This window comes from Streptomyces sp. NPDC058086 (assembly GCF_042885015.1).
In the GTDB taxonomy this organism is placed as follows: Bacteria; Actinomycetota; Actinomycetes; order Streptomycetales; family Streptomycetaceae; genus Streptomyces.
The window spans coordinates 76374-91949 of record NZ_JBHVST010000040.1 but is presented as its reverse complement, the minus strand read 5'-3'; the positions used below and the strand labels follow the sequence as shown (position 1 = coordinate 91949).

Sequence of the window (15576 nt, the reverse complement as noted above, 5' to 3'; positions counted from 1 at the left end):
CCGCGGCCGGTCCTGACCGCTTGGACGGCCTCCCTGCCCAGTTCCGGCCAGTCATCGCGGACACCAGCGGCGAGGACCTAGAACTGTTCTGAGCGGGCACCGGGAGACCTGACAGGGTGACCGTGTCGGGGGTCAGCAGCTGCGAGGTGACGTTGGGGTCCTCGTCCGCGACGGCGTCCGCGCAGTCGTCGAGTGCGGCCAGAGCGGACCAGGCCCGCATGCCGGGCTTCCCGGTTCGCGACTCGGGTCGGCGGTCCAGGAGGCCGGTGATCCGCGCCTGCCCGGGGGTCTGCCGGCCGCCGGCGAGATGCTCTCGGCGGGCCCGGACGCTCACGGGTGACAGCTGGTCAGGATCCAGTGGATCCCGGTAAGCCGCGCCCATGGCCACGGTGCCCACACGTGCACACGGGGCCGGGGTCCTCCGTGGTGGAGGGCCCCGGTCGGCGTGCTGGTGCGGTGCGGGCTACGGGGTGAGGGCCTGGCCGAGGTGGGCGCTGGTGGGGTGTCCCTCTGTGGGCCGGAGGCGCGGGTCTCAGCTCGACAGTTCCATGAGACGACTCATCAAGTGCTGCTCCTCCTCGGCGGCCTCATGCACCAACTTTGACGCGGTGTGGAGGGATTCCCGCGACGACGCGACTCCGGCCTCGTGCAGGAGCCCGGCCACCCCGGTCCACTTCTTCGACACCTCGCGGTAGGCGTCCGAGATCTCCTGGAAGGCGCCGACGCCGGTGAGTTCGGCGGTCTCCGCCAGAAAGTCCGCCCACATCGCGCGGAACAGGCCTCCGCCCGTTCCCGCGTCTTCCATGATCGTGCTGATCTCGGGGAGGCTGTCCGCAGGCGAGTCGAGGTCGTCGAGCCACTGCGGCATGAGGTCGGCGACCTTGTGCATGCCCTTGTATCCGAAGTTGGAAATCGGAGGATTCAAAATGTTCTCCGCCGCCATTTTGATGCCTTTGCGGGCGGCCTTCCCGAGATCGGGAAGGCCGCCCTTCTGACGGGTGAGGGTGAATGCGCGGTTGCGTGAACTCATCGGGCCGCGCGCGTTGCGTGCGGTCGTGAGGGATTCGCCGGTGGCCCATTGCAGGCCGAGTGGCTGCGTTTCGACCAGGGCGAAACGGTCGTCGTCGTGTCCGACGCAGGCGACATAGTGTGCCGCGAACCGGAAGTCGTCGGTGGAGTAGTCGAGGAGGTAGCGGTCGAGCTTGAGGCCGACGACGGTTCCGGATTCAAGCTCTTCCAGCAGTTGTTCCCTCGCCCGTTTCACCGAGGAGGTCTCGTGCACGGACAGCCGAAGGTTCAGCGCGTCGGCGAGATTGGCGGACAGTGTGTCGGGCTTGATGCGGCCGCCGACGAACGGCGTCGGCATCTGCTTCGTCCGCCAGTAGATGAACGACAGGCCACCGGCAATGCCGAAGACCAGCGACTCCGACAAGTCGATCTCTTGCTGCCGCAGCAGATTCACGAGGGTGGTCGACTCGCAGTGTTTACCGACGAACGGGTCTGCCTCTAAAAGCGACACTTGTTCACCTCTCCCTTTCTCCGCGTGGATCGTAGCGCAGCCTCCTTAAGGGCGGTTGGCGTCCGGGGCCGGAAAGGCGTTCACTCGCTCGAAGTACGCGAGACCAGGAAGTTGCCGAGGAACAGATGATCCATCTCCGTCTTGAGGAAGCAGGCCAGAGCGTCGGCGGGTGAGCAGACGATGGGTTCGCCGGCGACGTTGAACGAGGTGTTGATCAGACAAGGAATCCCGGTGAGCTCGGTGAACTGACGCAGCAGTTCGGCGAGGAGCGGGTTGCTGTCCTCGGTGACCGTCTGGATCCGCGAGGTGCCGTCGACGTGGCAGGCGCCCTGGATCTTTTCCTGGTACTCGGGCCGCACCGGGACCACGAAGGTCATGTACGGCGAGGACGTCTTCTTGCCGAGTTCGAAGACGTCGGGCGCGAGGTGTTCGAGGACCACGGGGGCGAAGGGCCGGAACTGCTCACGGTGCTTGATGCGTTCGTTGATGATGTCCTTGATGTCGGGAAACCTCGGATTGGCCAGGATGCTGCGGTTGCCCAGGGCGCGCGGCCCGTACTCGAGACGCCCCTGGAACCATCCGATGACGCATCGCTCCTGCATCAGGGTCGCGGCCTCCCGGGGCACGTCCTCGGGGTCCAGTTCCCGCCAGGTGACCTGGTCGGCGTACTGCTGGAGGGCCGTCTGGATCTCCTGGTCGCCGTAGCTCGGGCCCAGGTACGGTGACCTGCCGGCCCGGGGCGGTGTGCCGGCCTGCCGGCCGGCGAACAGGGCCGCGCCGATGGCCACGCCGACGTCGCTGGCGCCGAAGCTGACGTCCAACTCGGCGAAGCGTGAACGCTCCAGCAGCTTGCTGTTGTTGACGCAGTTCAGGGCGAGTCCGCCCTCGAAGATCACGCGGGGGAGGTCGCTGCGGGCTTCGAGGGTGCGGATCTGTCCGGCGGTCACCGTCTCGAGCATGTGCTGTGCCGCACTGGCCACGCGGACCCGGTAGTCGAACTCCTCCCGGCATTCCGGGTCTCCGTCGAAGACGCGGTCGAAGAGTTCGTAGTAGGCGGGTACGGCGTTGGCCGGATAGGGAATCCTGTAGGTGCCGTCGGGGCAGACCTCGACCACGTCCGTGAGGAACGGGTTCGGCTCGGGTGGCGGGCCGTAGCCGGCCAGCCCCATCACCTTGTACTCGTCGTTGTTCGGGACGAATCCGAGGTAGCGCGTCACCACGGAGAAGAGCATCGCCAGCGAGTGCCGTGAGTCGATGGTGACGTCGTCGAAGATCTTCGTCTCGCCGTCGCGCACCTCGCCCATGATCGACGAAAGCCATTCGGCGCGGCCGTCGCTGACCAGGAATGCCGCGTCCCCGCCGCCCGAGAGGTGATATCCGGTCATCAGATGCGCGATGTGGTGCGGGACCCGGACCAATTTCTCCGGGCTCAGCCGGTGGCCGGTGTATTCGAGGAAGTCGGCCTGGGTCGCCGCCTCGCTGAACAGCGCCGTATGGGTCTCGGCCAGGCGCTGCAGGCGGGCGAACTTCGCCTCCACGGTCGCCGTACTGTCCTCGGTGATCTCGGCGATCATCTTGTTCAGCACATCCTGGGAAAACTGCCAGGAGAAGGCGAAGGTGTCGACGTCGTCGAAGGTTATCCCGGCCGACTCCAGGCACCAGCGCATCGCGTTGACCGGGAATTTCGAGGTCTTCTTCTCCCGGTTGAGCCGTTCCTCCTCGACGGCGGCGACCAGCTTCCCGTCGATGAGGAGGGCGGCGGCGGAGTCGTGGCCGTACAGCAGGTGGCGGTCGATGCCGGTGGCGCGAAAGAGGCGCCCGAAGATTTCCGCAGACTTGCCGAATCCGTTGTAGCCCAGAATGATCACGAGGGGCTCCTTTCGCCAGGCCAGATCGTGAGGTAGTCCGAAATCACGGCCGACCGCCGGAAGTTCGCATCCAGTTCGGCGCCGGTCAGATCGGCGCCGCTGAGGTCCGCGCCGTCCAGGTTCGCGCCGACGAGCCGGCAGTCGTTCAGCTCGGTGAGGATGAGGTACGCCTCGCACAGGTTGGCGCCTTCCAGATTCGCGCCCCTGAGGTCGGCGGACATCAGATACGACTCGCTCAGCACGGCATCCGTGAGGTCCGCGCCGGCGAGTTCGGCGCCCCGCAGGTCGGCGCCGTGCAGCGCCGCCTTGCGCAGGTCGGGCCGGAACGGGCCCTGCGCCCGGCGCCTTCGGGCATGCTCGTTCCAGCGTTCGGGGCCCTGGAGCAGTACCGACTCGTCCTCGGTGGGCATGTCTCGACCTCGCGGCTACAGGGTGGTGAGCGCGGTGAGCGCCCGCTTCTCGATGTCCATCGCGGACCGTGCCGTGTCGGCCACGGCGTCCACGAGTGTTTTGAGATCGGCGCGCGCCATGGCGGTGGCCCCGGCTGCCAGCAGCGCGGAGCCCAGGGTCGACCACAGCCGGCCGCTCTCGTGGAACCGTTCGGCGGCGTCGGCGTAGCGTGCGTCGCCGGTGCTGCCGGCCATCTGCGTGAGGTAGCGGCCGATCATCGGGCGGAACAGTCCGCCGCCGGTGCCGAACGACTCGATCTGCCTTCCCAGGTGCAGGAGTTGGCGCGCCAGGGCGTCGGTGCGCACCACCTGGCCGGCCAGGTCCACGTCCTCGACCTCGCCGTGCTTGGACTGCGGCCAGGACGGTGCCGTCGTGGCCAGCAGCTTCATCCCGGGGATGCCCAGGTTCCGGCTGCCGGGCCTGAGAATCTCGCGGCACAGGTTGCGCACGGCCACCGGGCCGACGAGGTCGAGCCGCGGTGTTCTGCGCGGCGCGCCGAAGACGTACACCTTCCCCTCCGGGTTCAGCGGCGGCGAGTCGCGGCTGGTGCGGGCCGCCTGCAGCTCGGCCGCGGTGACGGAGACAGGGTCGTCGAACGCCGGGTCCGACACCTCGAAGGCGTCGGTGCCCAGGGGGCGGACGACGTTGACGAAGTACCCGCCGAAGGAGGAGCGCCCGTCCAGGCCCCAGTACGGGAGCAGACCGAGGTCCACCCGGGTCATGACCGCCGGCGCCGACTCGAGCAGTCTGGCCAGGCCCGCGGCGGACTTCGGGGTGTGCAGGGTGACCTCGACGCCCATCAGCCGCGCCGCCCGGAGCGGCATGATCGCCTGTTTGCCGACGGCGATGTCCGGGGCGTTGCCGTTGGCCGGGAAGAACGAGAAGCCGAATCCCGCGTCCAGCCCGAACACGACCTCTTCGTCCACCGTGTGTCCGGCGGCCGCGAGAAGGGCGCATTGGCAGGCCGTCTCGCAGTGGATGCCACGCCGGTGGACGTAGCGGCCGGTCGCGGTCATCGCGTCACCCCCTGTCCCAGTGCCATCAAGGACCGGCGCAGCGGCGGGTCCATCTTCTGCACCGCGTACCGGAAGGTGTCGCGAGGCATGTCGGTGTGCCAGGCGCGCAGGAACTCGGCCACCTCGTCGGGATGGACCTCGGCGGTGACCTTGAGCAGCCAGCCGCAGCCCTTCTGCACGTAGACGTGGTCGTCGTGCATCAGCCGGACGCAGTTGCCGAAGACGTGCGACGTCGGCAGCTCGAAGAGCGTCCGGCCCACCTTGCGCCGGACGAACTTCACGACCGCCACGTTCGCGGCGCGTCTGGCCCACGGCGAGGCGGACTCGACCCAGCGCCGGGTCTGCGGGATCAGGTCCAGGTGCCCGAGGAAGAACGGGTACAGCAGCTTCAGGCACAGGTCGTCGCACTGCGCCCAGTTGGACACGTACGTCGCGAGCCAGTGTTCGCAGCGGTCCAGCAGCTCGCCGCCGCATCCGGTCCTGGCGACCTTGTGCAGGACCGCGAAGCCCAGCAGCACCTCCTCGTGGTACTCGGCGCGCGCCAGCACCGCCTCCGCCAGGGCCAGTCGCGTCGGCGCGGGGACGTCGCGCCGCGCTCGGAAGTAGTCGGTGGCGATCTCGACGACGGCGGCGTTGCCGACTCCGAGCGCCCGGATGTCGTGGGGGAAGTACCGCTGCATGCCCGCCGCGAATTCCGGATCCGCCCGGGAGGCGAGCGTCTTGAGCAACACGTCGGCGGCCGCCGCGACATCCGTCATGAGGTGCCGATCGTGAGTTTGAGCGGCTGGGTGGTCGGCCGCGGCGCGCGTTCCAGGCGCGGCTTGCCCTGCATGACGTAGTCGTACTCCTGCTGCATCTCGACCACGGCCCGGATGGTGTCCTTCGAGCGGTCCGCCAGGTTCTGCCCGCCCAGGCCCCACCACAGGTACCAGTTCTTGTGGCTGAGGTAGGCGTCGCGGACGAAGTCGAGCGTCTCGCGGTCCTCGAGGATCGCCGGCTCGACGTAGAAGGCGGGGACGAAGGTGCCCTGCCCCTCCCGCAGGATGCCGGCCTTGACGGCCTGGCGCTGGAGCTTGGTGCCGCTGAGGATGCGGATGCCGAGGTTGGCGTAGATCTGAGCCGGGTTCAAAAACCGCTCGGTGAACCGGATCGACTCCCTCAGTGCCTGCGGGGTCTCCCCCGGCCCGCCGAGGAAGATGCAGTGGGTGTGCTCGATCGGGCTGGCCGTGAAGAGGCGGTCGATCTCCAGGACCCGCGCCATGTCGAAGCCCTTCATCAGGTCCGACAGGGCTTCGTCGGTGAAGGCGTCGGTGCCGAGGTCCACCCGGATGCAGCCGGCCGCGTGCAGCAGTTCGACGAACTCCGGCGTGACCGCGTTCGGTGTCAACTGGCAGTACCAGGGCACGTCGAGCCTGGCGCGGATCATCTCCTCGCACACTTCGGCGGCGTACTCCATGGGGTAGTTGAAGGTGGCGTCGACGATCTCGAACTCCCGCACGGCCGGGTTCTCCGCCATGGCCCGCTGGATCTCGCCGACGACCTCGGCCGGGTCCTTGAACCGGTCGCCCTTGCCCTCGGTCTTGCGGATGATGCAGTACGAGCAGAACAGCTTGCAGCCCCGCTTGGTCTGCAGGGTCTCGATGGCCGGCTGGTGGTCGCGGGTGAGGTCGGAGGCCGCCGAGACGCCCTCCTCGAAGTACCGGGGGTCGTAGACGGACCGGTCGGGCTCCAACGCCCCCAGATCGAAAGCGGAGTTGGACTGGTTCTGGCAGAACTTGCCGTCGTCGAGGTAGCACAGTCCCGAGATCGACTCCCGGCGTCCGCCGCCCTGAAGGTAGTTCAGCAGCTGCACGATGCCGGCCTCACCCTCACCGGCGATGCCGTAGTCCGGCTGGGCGAATTCGAAGAACGACAGCGGCTCGACCGAGAAGCCGGATCCGCCCAGGACGACCGTGGCGCTGGTGTACTTGCGTACGCACTGGACGATCTTCTCGGTCATCGGGCCGAAGAAGACCGGGTCGATGAAGGTCAGGTTGTCCAGGTTGCGTACGGCGATGCCGACGACGTCGTAGGTGTTGCTGGTCAGCCTTTCCCGGACGGCCTTGAGCTCTCGGGACTCCCACAGCAGGTCCAGGACGTCGACGTCGTGTCCGGCGTGCTTGAGCGCGGCGCTGATGTAGGCCATGCCGATCGGCAGTGCCGGGCGCGGCACCCGGATCTTGTTGGTGGAGATGAGCAGCACTCGCATGGGACTTCACTCTCCGAGCTGCCAGTACGTCGCCGGTTTCAGATCGCCGCGCAGGGTGGCTTTGGTGCGGTAGCGGCGCATGCGGTCCAGGTCGATGTCGACGACGCCGACGCCCGGCTCCTTGCCGAGGTCCACCATCCGTTCGTCGCCGTCGACGAAGTCGAAGCGTTCGGCCTCCAGGAACAGCGGGTCCGCCAGGATCTGGCTGCGCCCCATGTAGCCGAAGCCCGCGTACAGGTTGGTGCCGATGCCGGACGCGAACGCGACGACGCATTCGGCGTCCACCGCCCGGACCGGCAGGCGCATGTTCGCCACGTACGCGAACATCTCGGGCACCAGCGCGGAGCACACGATGATGTCGACTCCGCGGCGGCAGTACTCCCGCGCGACCTCGGGGAAGTTGATGTCGTAGCCCTGCATCAGGCCGATGCGCCCGAACTCCACGTCGAAGACCGGGTACTGCGTTCCGCCGGAGAGGTAGCGGGCCTCCAGCTCGTGGCAGTGCACGCGCCGGTAGCTGCCGAGCAGGGTTCCCTCCGGGCCGGCCAGCACCGAGGTGCTGTAGTACTTGCCGTCCTCGCCGCGCTCCAGCAGACCGGCCACGATGTGCGCGCCCGCCTGCTTGGCCTGCTCGCACAGGAACTCGGTCTCCGGCCCCGGGACGGGCACCGACACGTCCGCGACCTCCAGGATGTTGCCGGAGGTGGAGAAGGCCTCGGGCAGGCAGATCAGGTCCGCCCCCTGCTCGACGGCCTCGCTGATGTAGTGCTCGGCCCGGCGCAGGTTCTGGGCCGGCTTGCCGAGTTTGGACTCCATCTGGATGACGGCGATGGAGGTCCCGGGCATCACAGGCTCACCGGCTCGAGGGGACGCGAGGAGATCACCAGACCGAGGTCCTCCTCGACCACCTGCCAGTCCGTCAGGCCGGCCTCCTTGAGCAAATCGGCTGCCTCCTCACGGGTGTACGCGGCCTGCAGCGAGCGCATGAACTCCTCGCCGCCCTCCTTCACGAACTGCAGGATGAAGGTGATGTGCCCCTCCTCGGCGTGCCGGTTCATGTCCTCGATGATCACGACGCCGTCGGGTTTGCAGATACGGGCGCACTCCTTCAGCGTCTCCACCGGCCGGCGCCAGCGGTGCAGGGAGGAGAACGAGAAGACGATGTCCGCGGAGTCGTCCGGGAACGGCAGCCGGCTCAGCTTGGCCATCTCGAACTCGACGTCGCCCGCGGTGTTCGCCCACACGGCCAGGGTCAGGTTGTCCTCGGCGACGTCGACGAGGTTCTGGTTCTCCTCCACCCCGGACACGGCCAGGTCCGGCAGTTTGCCGGCCACGTGCAGCGACAGCAGGCCGGTGTTGAAGCCGACCTCGACCAGGTCGGTCATCCCCTCGCGGACGTGGGCCAGGATGCGGTCGCTGGGCCGTTTGTACGCCATCAGCGCGGATCGGCGCATGCCGAGGTCGTAGAAGCGCACCTTGTCGATGTCGTCGTGCGGTGCCGGCTGCGGCACGCGGTCGCTGAGGTTGAGCAGTCGGGTCTCAGTGGTCATGGCCGACCTCCTCGGCCTTGGGCCGGGCGGTGATCTGCAGCGGGATCGGCTGCGAGGAGATGAAGTTGGAGATGTCCGCCCCCAGATGCTGCGGGTAGCGGCGGTACTCCGGCGAGTAGAACGCCTTGGAGATGTTGTCCAGGTAGTACCAGCCCTTGGGGCCGGTCACCTCGATGCCGTCCTCGTCGGCGGTGATCAGTTCCTTCTCGACCAGGTCGTCGATCTCGGCGCGGAACATCTCCATGAAGTCGACGCCGTGGATGCGGCGGAACCGCTCGCGGTTGACCCGGCCGGCCTTGACGCCGAGGACCATGGAGCGGCGGATCGCCTCGGACTTGGTGATGTGCTTGCCCATGGAGATCGGTAGCCGGCCCTCCATCACCGTCTGGATGTAGCGGCCGATGTCGGGCTCGTTGAAGTACCAGTGGTCACGCAGGTGCCCGGTCGCGGTGGGGCCGAGCGGGATGATGGGGATGTCCTCGCTCCACGACGTCTCGCCGTACTTGGGCTGGTAGCCGGGTTTGGCGAAGCAGTCGCCGTAGTAGCCCAGGAAGCCGCTCTTGGAGAGCTTGTCGGCGGCGAAGAGGAACATCTCGTCGACGACGGCCTTCTCCGGGACCGGCGGCAGCTTCCTGCGCTTGGTGGAGACCTGCGCGAACTCCATGTACGTGTAGAACGAGATGCAGGTGACCCCGAGGTCGATGGCGACGTCGAGGCTGTGCTCCCAGCTCTCCATCGTCTGCCCGTTGATGCCGTGCATCAGGTCGATGTTGATGTTCTCGAATCCGCTCCGGCGCAGCAGCCTGATGCTCTCCTTGAGCATCTCCGGGTCGTTCGGGCGGCCGATGTCCCTCAGTTCCTCCGGCACGAAGGTCTGCACGCCGAGGCTGATGCGCCGAATGCCCCGTTCCAGAAGGACGTTGGCCTTGCGCTCGCTGATGTCGACCGGGGTGGTCTCGATGGAGAAGTCGGCGTCCTCCTCGACGTTGAGGCTGCCGAACATGTGGCCCAGCAGTTCGTCGAGCTGCGGTGCGGTCAGCGCGGTCGGGGTGCCGCCGCCGATGTAGCCGAGGGTGATGACATGGTCCTGGATGTAGGGTCGGCCGGCGTAGTTGGTGATCTCCGCCTTCAGCGCTTCCAGGTAGGTGCGGGTCAGGTCCCGGTCGGTCTGGTGCTTGATGTACGGGCAGCTGAAGCAGAGCCGGTTGCAGAACGGGATGTGGACGTACACCCCCATCGGCTTGCGGGCGAACACCTCCTCCTCGTTCACCGGCACGTGCTTGGTCGGGTACTGCCGCACCCACTCGCTGTCGCGTTCGGGATATTCCTTCCAGAACGGCATGCTCGTGGTCGTGGTGGTGATGCTCATGAGGGGTCCCCCAGTTCGACTTGATCGACGATGGAACGGACGACGTCCGCCAGGGTGGGCTGGAAGTAGGACGCGGAGCGCAGGGGAAGGCCGGCGGCGTGGGCACGCGCGACCATCGCGGCCAGCGTGTTCTGGTGATCACCGTCGGGCAGGTCGAGCTTCACGCCGTGCTCGACGGTGTGGACGGCACGGATCAGGCCGCGGGTCGTGGCCTGTTGCTCGGCCCAGACGTGCAGCGGCGCGAGGTGCGCCTCGCTGAAGGCCTCCAGGATCAGGCTGGAGCGCTCGCCCCACCGGGTGACGGCGTCGAGCGAGGCGTCCTCTACCTGGTGGCCCTGGTGCAGGACCACCACCGAGTCGGCCAGCGCGATGAGTTCGTCGCGGTGATGGCTGGCGAAGAGCACGCCGACGCCGTCCTTCTTCAGGCTCCGCAGCAGCTCCAGCAGCGTCTCGCGGGCCGTGGGGTCCAGGCCCGTGGTCGGCTCGTCGAGGATCAGCAGGTCGGGCCGGTGTGCGACGGCGCAGATGACGTGCAGTTTGCGCTGGCTGCCGCCGGACAGGGAACGGACGTACTGGTGGCGGTACTGCTCCAGGTCCGCCAGCGCGATCAGCTCCTCGTACCGGCCGGGATCGGCCCGGCGGAGTTTGAGCTGGTGCTTGGTGTACGTCTCGACGGTGACGCCGTCGGGCAGGTCCTTGGCCTGCTGGACGTAGCCGATGTGGCGGCTGACCTGCCCCCAACGGCGGGGCGGGGTGCCGCAGATGCGCACCTCGCCGGCGGCCGGGCGCAGCAGGCCGGCGACGAGCCGGATCAGGGTGGTCTTCCCGGCGCCGTTGGTGCCGATGATGGCCACGCCCTCGCCGGCGGCCACCGAGAAGTCGACTCCGCGCAGCGCGAAGTCGGGGCTCACCCGATAGGCGAGCCGGGAGACCGACAGCACCGGTGTGGCGGCGCTCATGGGGTCAGCCATGGCCGATCCTCCTGCGGAATGACCATGCGGCGATACCGACGGCCAGGAACGAGTACGCCACCGCGAGGGCTGTCGAGGAGGCGGAGGCCGAGAAGTCCGGCGAGGTGGCGGCGCGGAAGATCTCGACGTGCACCGCGAGCGGGAGTTTGGCGAAGACGTCGCCCAGGGTCCCGAGGTTGCCGAGCGGGAAGAAGATCCCGGCGAAGTACATGAGCGGGATGACGATGATGTTCACGACCGCCGGGAAGGAGATCTCGTTGGTGTAGGCGGCGACGAGGATGCCGAGCCCGGCGAAGGCCGTGCACGCGGTGACGAAGCCGAGCAGGAACAGCGGCACCGACTCGATGCGGGCGTCGAAGACGCCGACGCCGAGCACGACCACCAGAGCGAACTGGAACAGGCACTTGAGCACGACACCGACGAGCCTGGCGAGCAGGAACCCCGAGTACGAAAGGGGCGAGAGGATCAGGTCCTCGATCGTCCGTCGGTTGCGGTCGATGATGACCGTGTAGCCGACGGTGTAGGTGCAGCTGAACATGATCCCGGCGCCGATGATGCCGGGGAAGACGAATCCGAAGTAGTTGGCCGCCGTCGGTGCCGGGCTCACCATCTGGTCGGTCGCCGCCCCGAACGCCAGCACCATCGACACCGAGGTCAGCAGCGTCGAGATCGCGAACAGGCGGTTGTCGAAGAACTGCCGCATGTCGATGGCGACGAGCCCGAGGACGTCGCCGAGCCAACTGGACTCCGGCTGCACACGCATGGCACTCATCGAGCGCGGCTCCCGTGGGTCGTGGTCCAGGTCGACCGCAGGTCGTCGTGGAACGGCAGGGCGGCGCGGGCCCTGCGCCGCTGCCGCCAGTGCACTTCCGCGTCGATCACCGTTTCGTGCGGGCCCGGGCCGGCCTCGGCGAGGATGTCCGCCTCCGGGTCCTGCCGGGCGTCCTGCACCAGACCGTCGACGATCATGCTGTGACCGAGGTAGGTCATGTTCGCGAAGCGGTTCTCCCCGACGCCGCTGGCGAAGACCAGCGCGCACTCGTTGTCGGCGGCCCGCGCGCGGCAGATCGAGCGCAGGGGGTGCGAGAACGGGCCGAAGAGGTTGGCCACGCAGACGACGAGATCGGCGTCCTGGGCGAGGTAGTGCCGGCTCGCCTCGGGGAACCGCAGGTCGTAGCTGACCTGCAGGCCGATCCGCCCGACCGGTGTGTCGATCACCTCGCCCGGCGAGCCGGTGGAGACGTACGCGGACTCGCCCGCCCACACGCAGGAGCGGCGATACCAACCGAGCGGTTCACCGGCGGGGCCGACGAGCACGGCGGCGTCGAAGACGTCGCGTCCGGCCGACAGCAGCACACCCGCGGCGATGTGCATCCCCAGGGTGCGCGCCTGCTCGGCGAGGAACTGCACGACCGGGCCGTCCTCGGCGGTCGCGTCGGTGCGCAGGGTGGGGAAGTTCAGGCCGGTGGCGAACGTCGCCGGCAGACACGCCAGGTCGGCCTCGCGTTCCCGCGCGGTGGACAGCAGCTTGGCGGCCCGCGCCAGGTTCTCCTCCCGCTGCCCGGGCTCGATCCGCATCTGCAGGGCGGCCAGCCGGGTACCGGGGCCGCGGAAGAGGCTCATCGCAGCGCCACCTCGGCAGCGACGTGTTCACGCGCCCGTTCCAGCACCGGGAGGAACTCGTCCACCATCTTTGCCGTCACGTGCCGGGTGACGACCAGCCGCAGGGTTTCGCCGAAGCGTTTGGAGGTGGAGACGATCCAGCCCCAGGACTCCAGCAGCTGCGAGATCCGGACCGCGTGCGGCATCTTGACCACCACGATGTTCAGCTGCGGTTCGATGGCCAACTCGTGTCCGGCCGCGCGCACTCCGGCCACCAGGTGTTCGGTCACCTCGAAGTTGGTGCGGGTGATGTCCGTGAAGCCCTCGCGCCCCAGGTGCTCCAGCACCGCATAGGTCGAGATCGCGGCGGAGCCCGGGCGAGTGCCGAGCAGGGTGTTGTGCACCGGCGTGTCGACGAAGAACGAGTCGAACGCGAAGCGTCCGGCGTCCTGGGCACCCTTGAACAGGATGGCGCCGGCCGGGACGTTGGCCAGTCCGTATTTGTGCGGGTCGATGGTGATCGAGTCGACACCGTCGACAGTGAAGTCGAACTGGGGCAGGTCGTGGCCGAGTTCGCGGGCGAAGGGGATGATGAAGCCACCGGTGGCCGCGTCCACGTGCAGGTGCACGTTCCGTCCGGACACCGCCGGTCCGATCTCGTCGACCGCGTCGACCACCCCGAACTCGCTGCTGCCCGCGGTCGCGACGACCGCGACGGTGTGCTCGCCGATGCGCCGGGCGACTTCGCCGACCGGCAGTCGCAGGGCGTCGTCGACCGGGACGACAACCGGGGTCAGGCCCAGCAGGCCGAATATCTTGGTGAAGGAGAAGTGCACGGTGCTGCTGACGACGACTTCGGGCCGGTCGGTCAACTTCCCCCGGGCGCGGGCCGATTCCCGGGCCACCAGCATCGCGATCAGGTTGGCCTCGGTTCCGCCGGACACCAGGTTCCCCGATCCGCCGGGGTTGCCCAGCAGATCGAGCAGCAGCCGGACGACCTTGCGTTCGATCCGCTTGGTGCCGCGGAAGATGCGCACGTCGCCGAGATTGGTGTGCGCGGCGGCGGACGCCATCTCCACCCCCAGCGGGTGGGGTTCGGTGCAGATGGAGTTCAGCACCCGGTTCCACGGCACGTCGTCCGCCAGCTCGGTCGCGATCCGTCCTCGGACGTCGGAGGCGGGAAGTCCGGCGTTGCGCATCTCAGCTCCCCTGCACCGTGAGGTCGGTGTAGAGCTCGGTCCGGCGTGCCCACAGCCCGAACCAGAGCGTCTGCTGGAAGCGCAGATCGGGTTCGCGCAGGTGCCGGATCTTCTCGACGTCCCAGGGAGCCTGGAGGATGACCTCGTCGGTGCCGGCCTCGGCGGCGAATCCCTCGGGCAGCGCCACGGCGCTGCCCCCGCCGCAGCGCTCGCTCAGCGAACCGGCGAAGGCGACCGCGACGGTGTTGATGGTCGCGATGCCCCACACCGCGGCGCGCTGCGCGGCCTGCTGGGTGCCGTCGAGGGACCCGGCCACCAGCAGCAGGTCCGCCCCGGCCAGGCATTGGATACGCGGCGGTTCGACCAGCCAGAAGTCGGTGCCGAGCAGCACGCCGACGTGGCCGAACGGCGTCTCGACGACCGGGAAGTCCTCACCGGTGCCGGTCGTCCCGTCGGGCAGGACCTCCCGCTCGACCTGGGCGCACACCGATCCGTTCGGGTCCAGCAGCCGGGCCACCTGCATCAGGGCGCCGTCCGGCCGCTCCTCCGGCCAGGAGCCGGTGAGCACGTAGGTGCCCCGGGTCCGTGCCAGGGCCGTCAGGCGCTCCAGGCATCGCTCGCGCAGTTGCTGCGGCAGTGCCGAGACGTCGTCGCCGGTGGTGAAGACGTTCTCGGGCAGGACGACGAAGGAGGCGTCGTGGCCCACCCGGCTCTCCAGGTCGTCGAGCACGGCGGCGGCCGTCGCCTCGGGGGTCGCCCGGCGGGCGTGCTGCGCTACGAAGATGGTCACGGACGGGTCCCCTCACTGGCACTGGTCGCGGCGACGGTTCGGCCCCGGTCCGGGCCGCCGCCCCCGGTCAGGCTCGCCCGCAGTTCCTCGGCGAGGTCCCGGTCGGCTCCGACGTACGGGGTGAGCAGCCTCTGGTAGGCCTCCGGCCTGCGCAGCTGCTGCCAGCGGCGGCCGTCGCCGGGGGCGGGCTCGTCGATGTCGACGACGAGTACCTCCGGCTTGTCGCTGCCGGCCTGTGCGATCACGCCCTGGGGGAGGACGACCAGGCTGGTGCCCGCGAAGTGGATCTCCACGAGCCGGTCGCCGCGTTTGCCGCGGACGACGCCGACCGAACTGGCGTAGACGATGTTGACGTCGTTCAGGTACGCCGCCGTGCGCAGCGCGTTCACCATCAGTGGCTGGTTCTGCCCCAGCGTTCCGCCCGGCACGAAGATGGTCCGCGCGCCGGCCAGTGCCAGCATCCGGATGACCTCCGGGATCCAGAAGTCCGAGCAGACGGCGATGCCGATCTTCCCGAACTCGGTGGACATGACGCCGAGGGAGTCCGCCTGGCGGCAGACCACCATCTCGTTGCCGAACGCGTGCGCCTTGACGGCGTGTCCGGTGATGACGCCCTGCCGGCCGATCAGCAGGGACGTGTTGCGGTACATGCCGTCCTGTGTGTCCTCGACGATCGAGCCCAGCAGAATGTGCACGCCGAGCGTGCGGGCCAGGGACTGGAAGCCGTCGACGACCGGCCCCGGGATCGGTGTGTCGGTCCGCCCTTTCAGGCCGTCCTGCCCCGGCATGTACCACGGCGGGCCGAGCAGGAACTCGGGAAAGCACACCAGGTCGATGTCGCCGCCGCGGCAGACGTCCTCGATCGCCTGATGGGCGTTGCGCAGGCCGTCCTCAGGGTCGTCGACCCATTGGGTCTGTACTACCGCTACCCTCATACGTCTTGTCTCCTCGGGATGCCACCGGTGGATCGGCCGCCGCGACAATTCGCCGCGGC

At 68.5% G+C, this 15576-nt stretch carries 16 protein-coding genes; all 16 read right to left on the bottom strand.

The window, feature by feature from the left end; translation table 11 throughout:
• The coding region (locus tag ACFVWD_RS28490; RefSeq protein WP_389600120.1) for a hypothetical protein at nt 1–334 on the bottom strand (334 nt) is incomplete at its 3' end.
• Between the two features lie 198 nt (nt 335–532).
• Nucleotides 533–1519 carry a BtrH N-terminal domain-containing protein gene (locus ACFVWD_RS28485; RefSeq protein ID WP_389600118.1) on the bottom strand — a complete coding sequence of 329 codons (987 nt, stop codon included), beginning with the start codon at nt 1517–1519 and terminating at the stop codon, nt 533–535.
• A gap of 80 nt (nt 1520–1599) precedes the next feature.
• The gene (locus ACFVWD_RS28480; RefSeq protein WP_389600116.1) at nt 1600–3387 is read right to left on the bottom strand and encodes a carbamoyltransferase; all 1788 of its coding nucleotides are present in this window, start codon (nt 3385–3387) and stop codon (nt 1600–1602) included.
• Nucleotides 3384–3797: a pentapeptide repeat-containing protein gene (locus ACFVWD_RS28475; RefSeq protein WP_351423431.1), complete on the bottom strand. Its 414-nt coding sequence runs from the start codon at nt 3795–3797 to the stop codon at nt 3384–3386. Before ACFVWD_RS28475 ends, ACFVWD_RS28480 begins: the two co-directional genes overlap by 4 nt.
• A gap of 15 nt (nt 3798–3812) precedes the next feature.
• Entirely contained in the window at nt 3813–4853 is a 1041-nt protein-coding gene (locus tag ACFVWD_RS28470; protein WP_389600114.1) for a DUF4872 domain-containing protein, read from the bottom strand.
• A complete protein-coding gene (locus ACFVWD_RS28465) occupies nt 4850–5611 on the bottom strand; it encodes a DNA alkylation repair protein (protein WP_389600112.1) in 762 nt (253 codons plus the stop codon). Before ACFVWD_RS28465 ends, ACFVWD_RS28470 begins: the two co-directional genes overlap by 4 nt.
• Nucleotides 5608–7101: a B12-binding domain-containing radical SAM protein gene (locus ACFVWD_RS28460; protein WP_389600110.1), complete on the bottom strand. Its 1494-nt coding sequence runs from the start codon at nt 7099–7101 to the stop codon at nt 5608–5610. The genes ACFVWD_RS28465 and ACFVWD_RS28460 overlap by 4 nt, the downstream gene beginning before the upstream one ends.
• Nucleotides 7102–7107: 6 nt before the next feature.
• On the bottom strand, nt 7108–7947 hold the full coding sequence (locus ACFVWD_RS28455; RefSeq protein WP_351423420.1) for a carbon-nitrogen hydrolase family protein: 840 nt from the start codon (nt 7945–7947) through the stop codon (nt 7108–7110).
• A complete protein-coding gene (locus ACFVWD_RS28450; RefSeq protein WP_382080648.1) occupies nt 7947–8651 on the bottom strand; it encodes a class I SAM-dependent methyltransferase in 705 nt (234 codons plus the stop codon). Before ACFVWD_RS28450 ends, ACFVWD_RS28455 begins: the two co-directional genes overlap by 1 nt.
• Nucleotides 8641–10020 carry a coproporphyrinogen-III oxidase family protein gene (locus ACFVWD_RS28445; protein ID WP_389600108.1) on the bottom strand — a complete coding sequence of 460 codons (1380 nt, stop codon included), beginning with the start codon at nt 10018–10020 and terminating at the stop codon, nt 8641–8643. The genes ACFVWD_RS28450 and ACFVWD_RS28445 overlap by 11 nt, the downstream gene beginning before the upstream one ends.
• Nucleotides 10017–10991 (bottom strand): ABC transporter ATP-binding protein, encoded by a 975-nt coding sequence (locus ACFVWD_RS28440; protein ID WP_389600107.1) that lies wholly within the window; start codon nt 10989–10991, stop codon nt 10017–10019. Before ACFVWD_RS28440 ends, ACFVWD_RS28445 begins: the two co-directional genes overlap by 4 nt.
• Entirely contained in the window at nt 10984–11763 is a 780-nt protein-coding gene (locus ACFVWD_RS28435; protein WP_389600105.1) for an ABC transporter permease, read from the bottom strand. The genes ACFVWD_RS28440 and ACFVWD_RS28435 overlap by 8 nt, the downstream gene beginning before the upstream one ends.
• Nucleotides 11760–12614 carry a carbon-nitrogen hydrolase family protein gene (locus tag ACFVWD_RS28430; protein WP_351423406.1) on the bottom strand — a complete coding sequence of 285 codons (855 nt, stop codon included), beginning with the start codon at nt 12612–12614 and terminating at the stop codon, nt 11760–11762. Before ACFVWD_RS28430 ends, ACFVWD_RS28435 begins: the two co-directional genes overlap by 4 nt.
• Nucleotides 12611–13792, bottom strand: coding sequence for a tyrosine decarboxylase MfnA (gene mfnA, locus ACFVWD_RS28425; protein ID WP_389600103.1), 1182 nt, complete (start codon nt 13790–13792; stop codon nt 12611–12613). Before mfnA ends, ACFVWD_RS28430 begins: the two co-directional genes overlap by 4 nt.
• Nucleotide 13793: 1 nt before the next feature.
• Nucleotides 13794–14582, bottom strand: a complete 789-nt coding sequence (locus tag ACFVWD_RS28420) for a carbon-nitrogen hydrolase family protein (RefSeq protein ID WP_389600101.1) — start codon at nt 14580–14582, stop codon at nt 13794–13796.
• Nucleotides 14579–15517 (bottom strand): carbon-nitrogen hydrolase family protein, encoded by a 939-nt coding sequence (locus tag ACFVWD_RS28415; protein WP_389600100.1) that lies wholly within the window; start codon nt 15515–15517, stop codon nt 14579–14581. The genes ACFVWD_RS28420 and ACFVWD_RS28415 overlap by 4 nt, the downstream gene beginning before the upstream one ends.
• Nucleotides 15518–15576 lie beyond the last annotated feature (59 nt).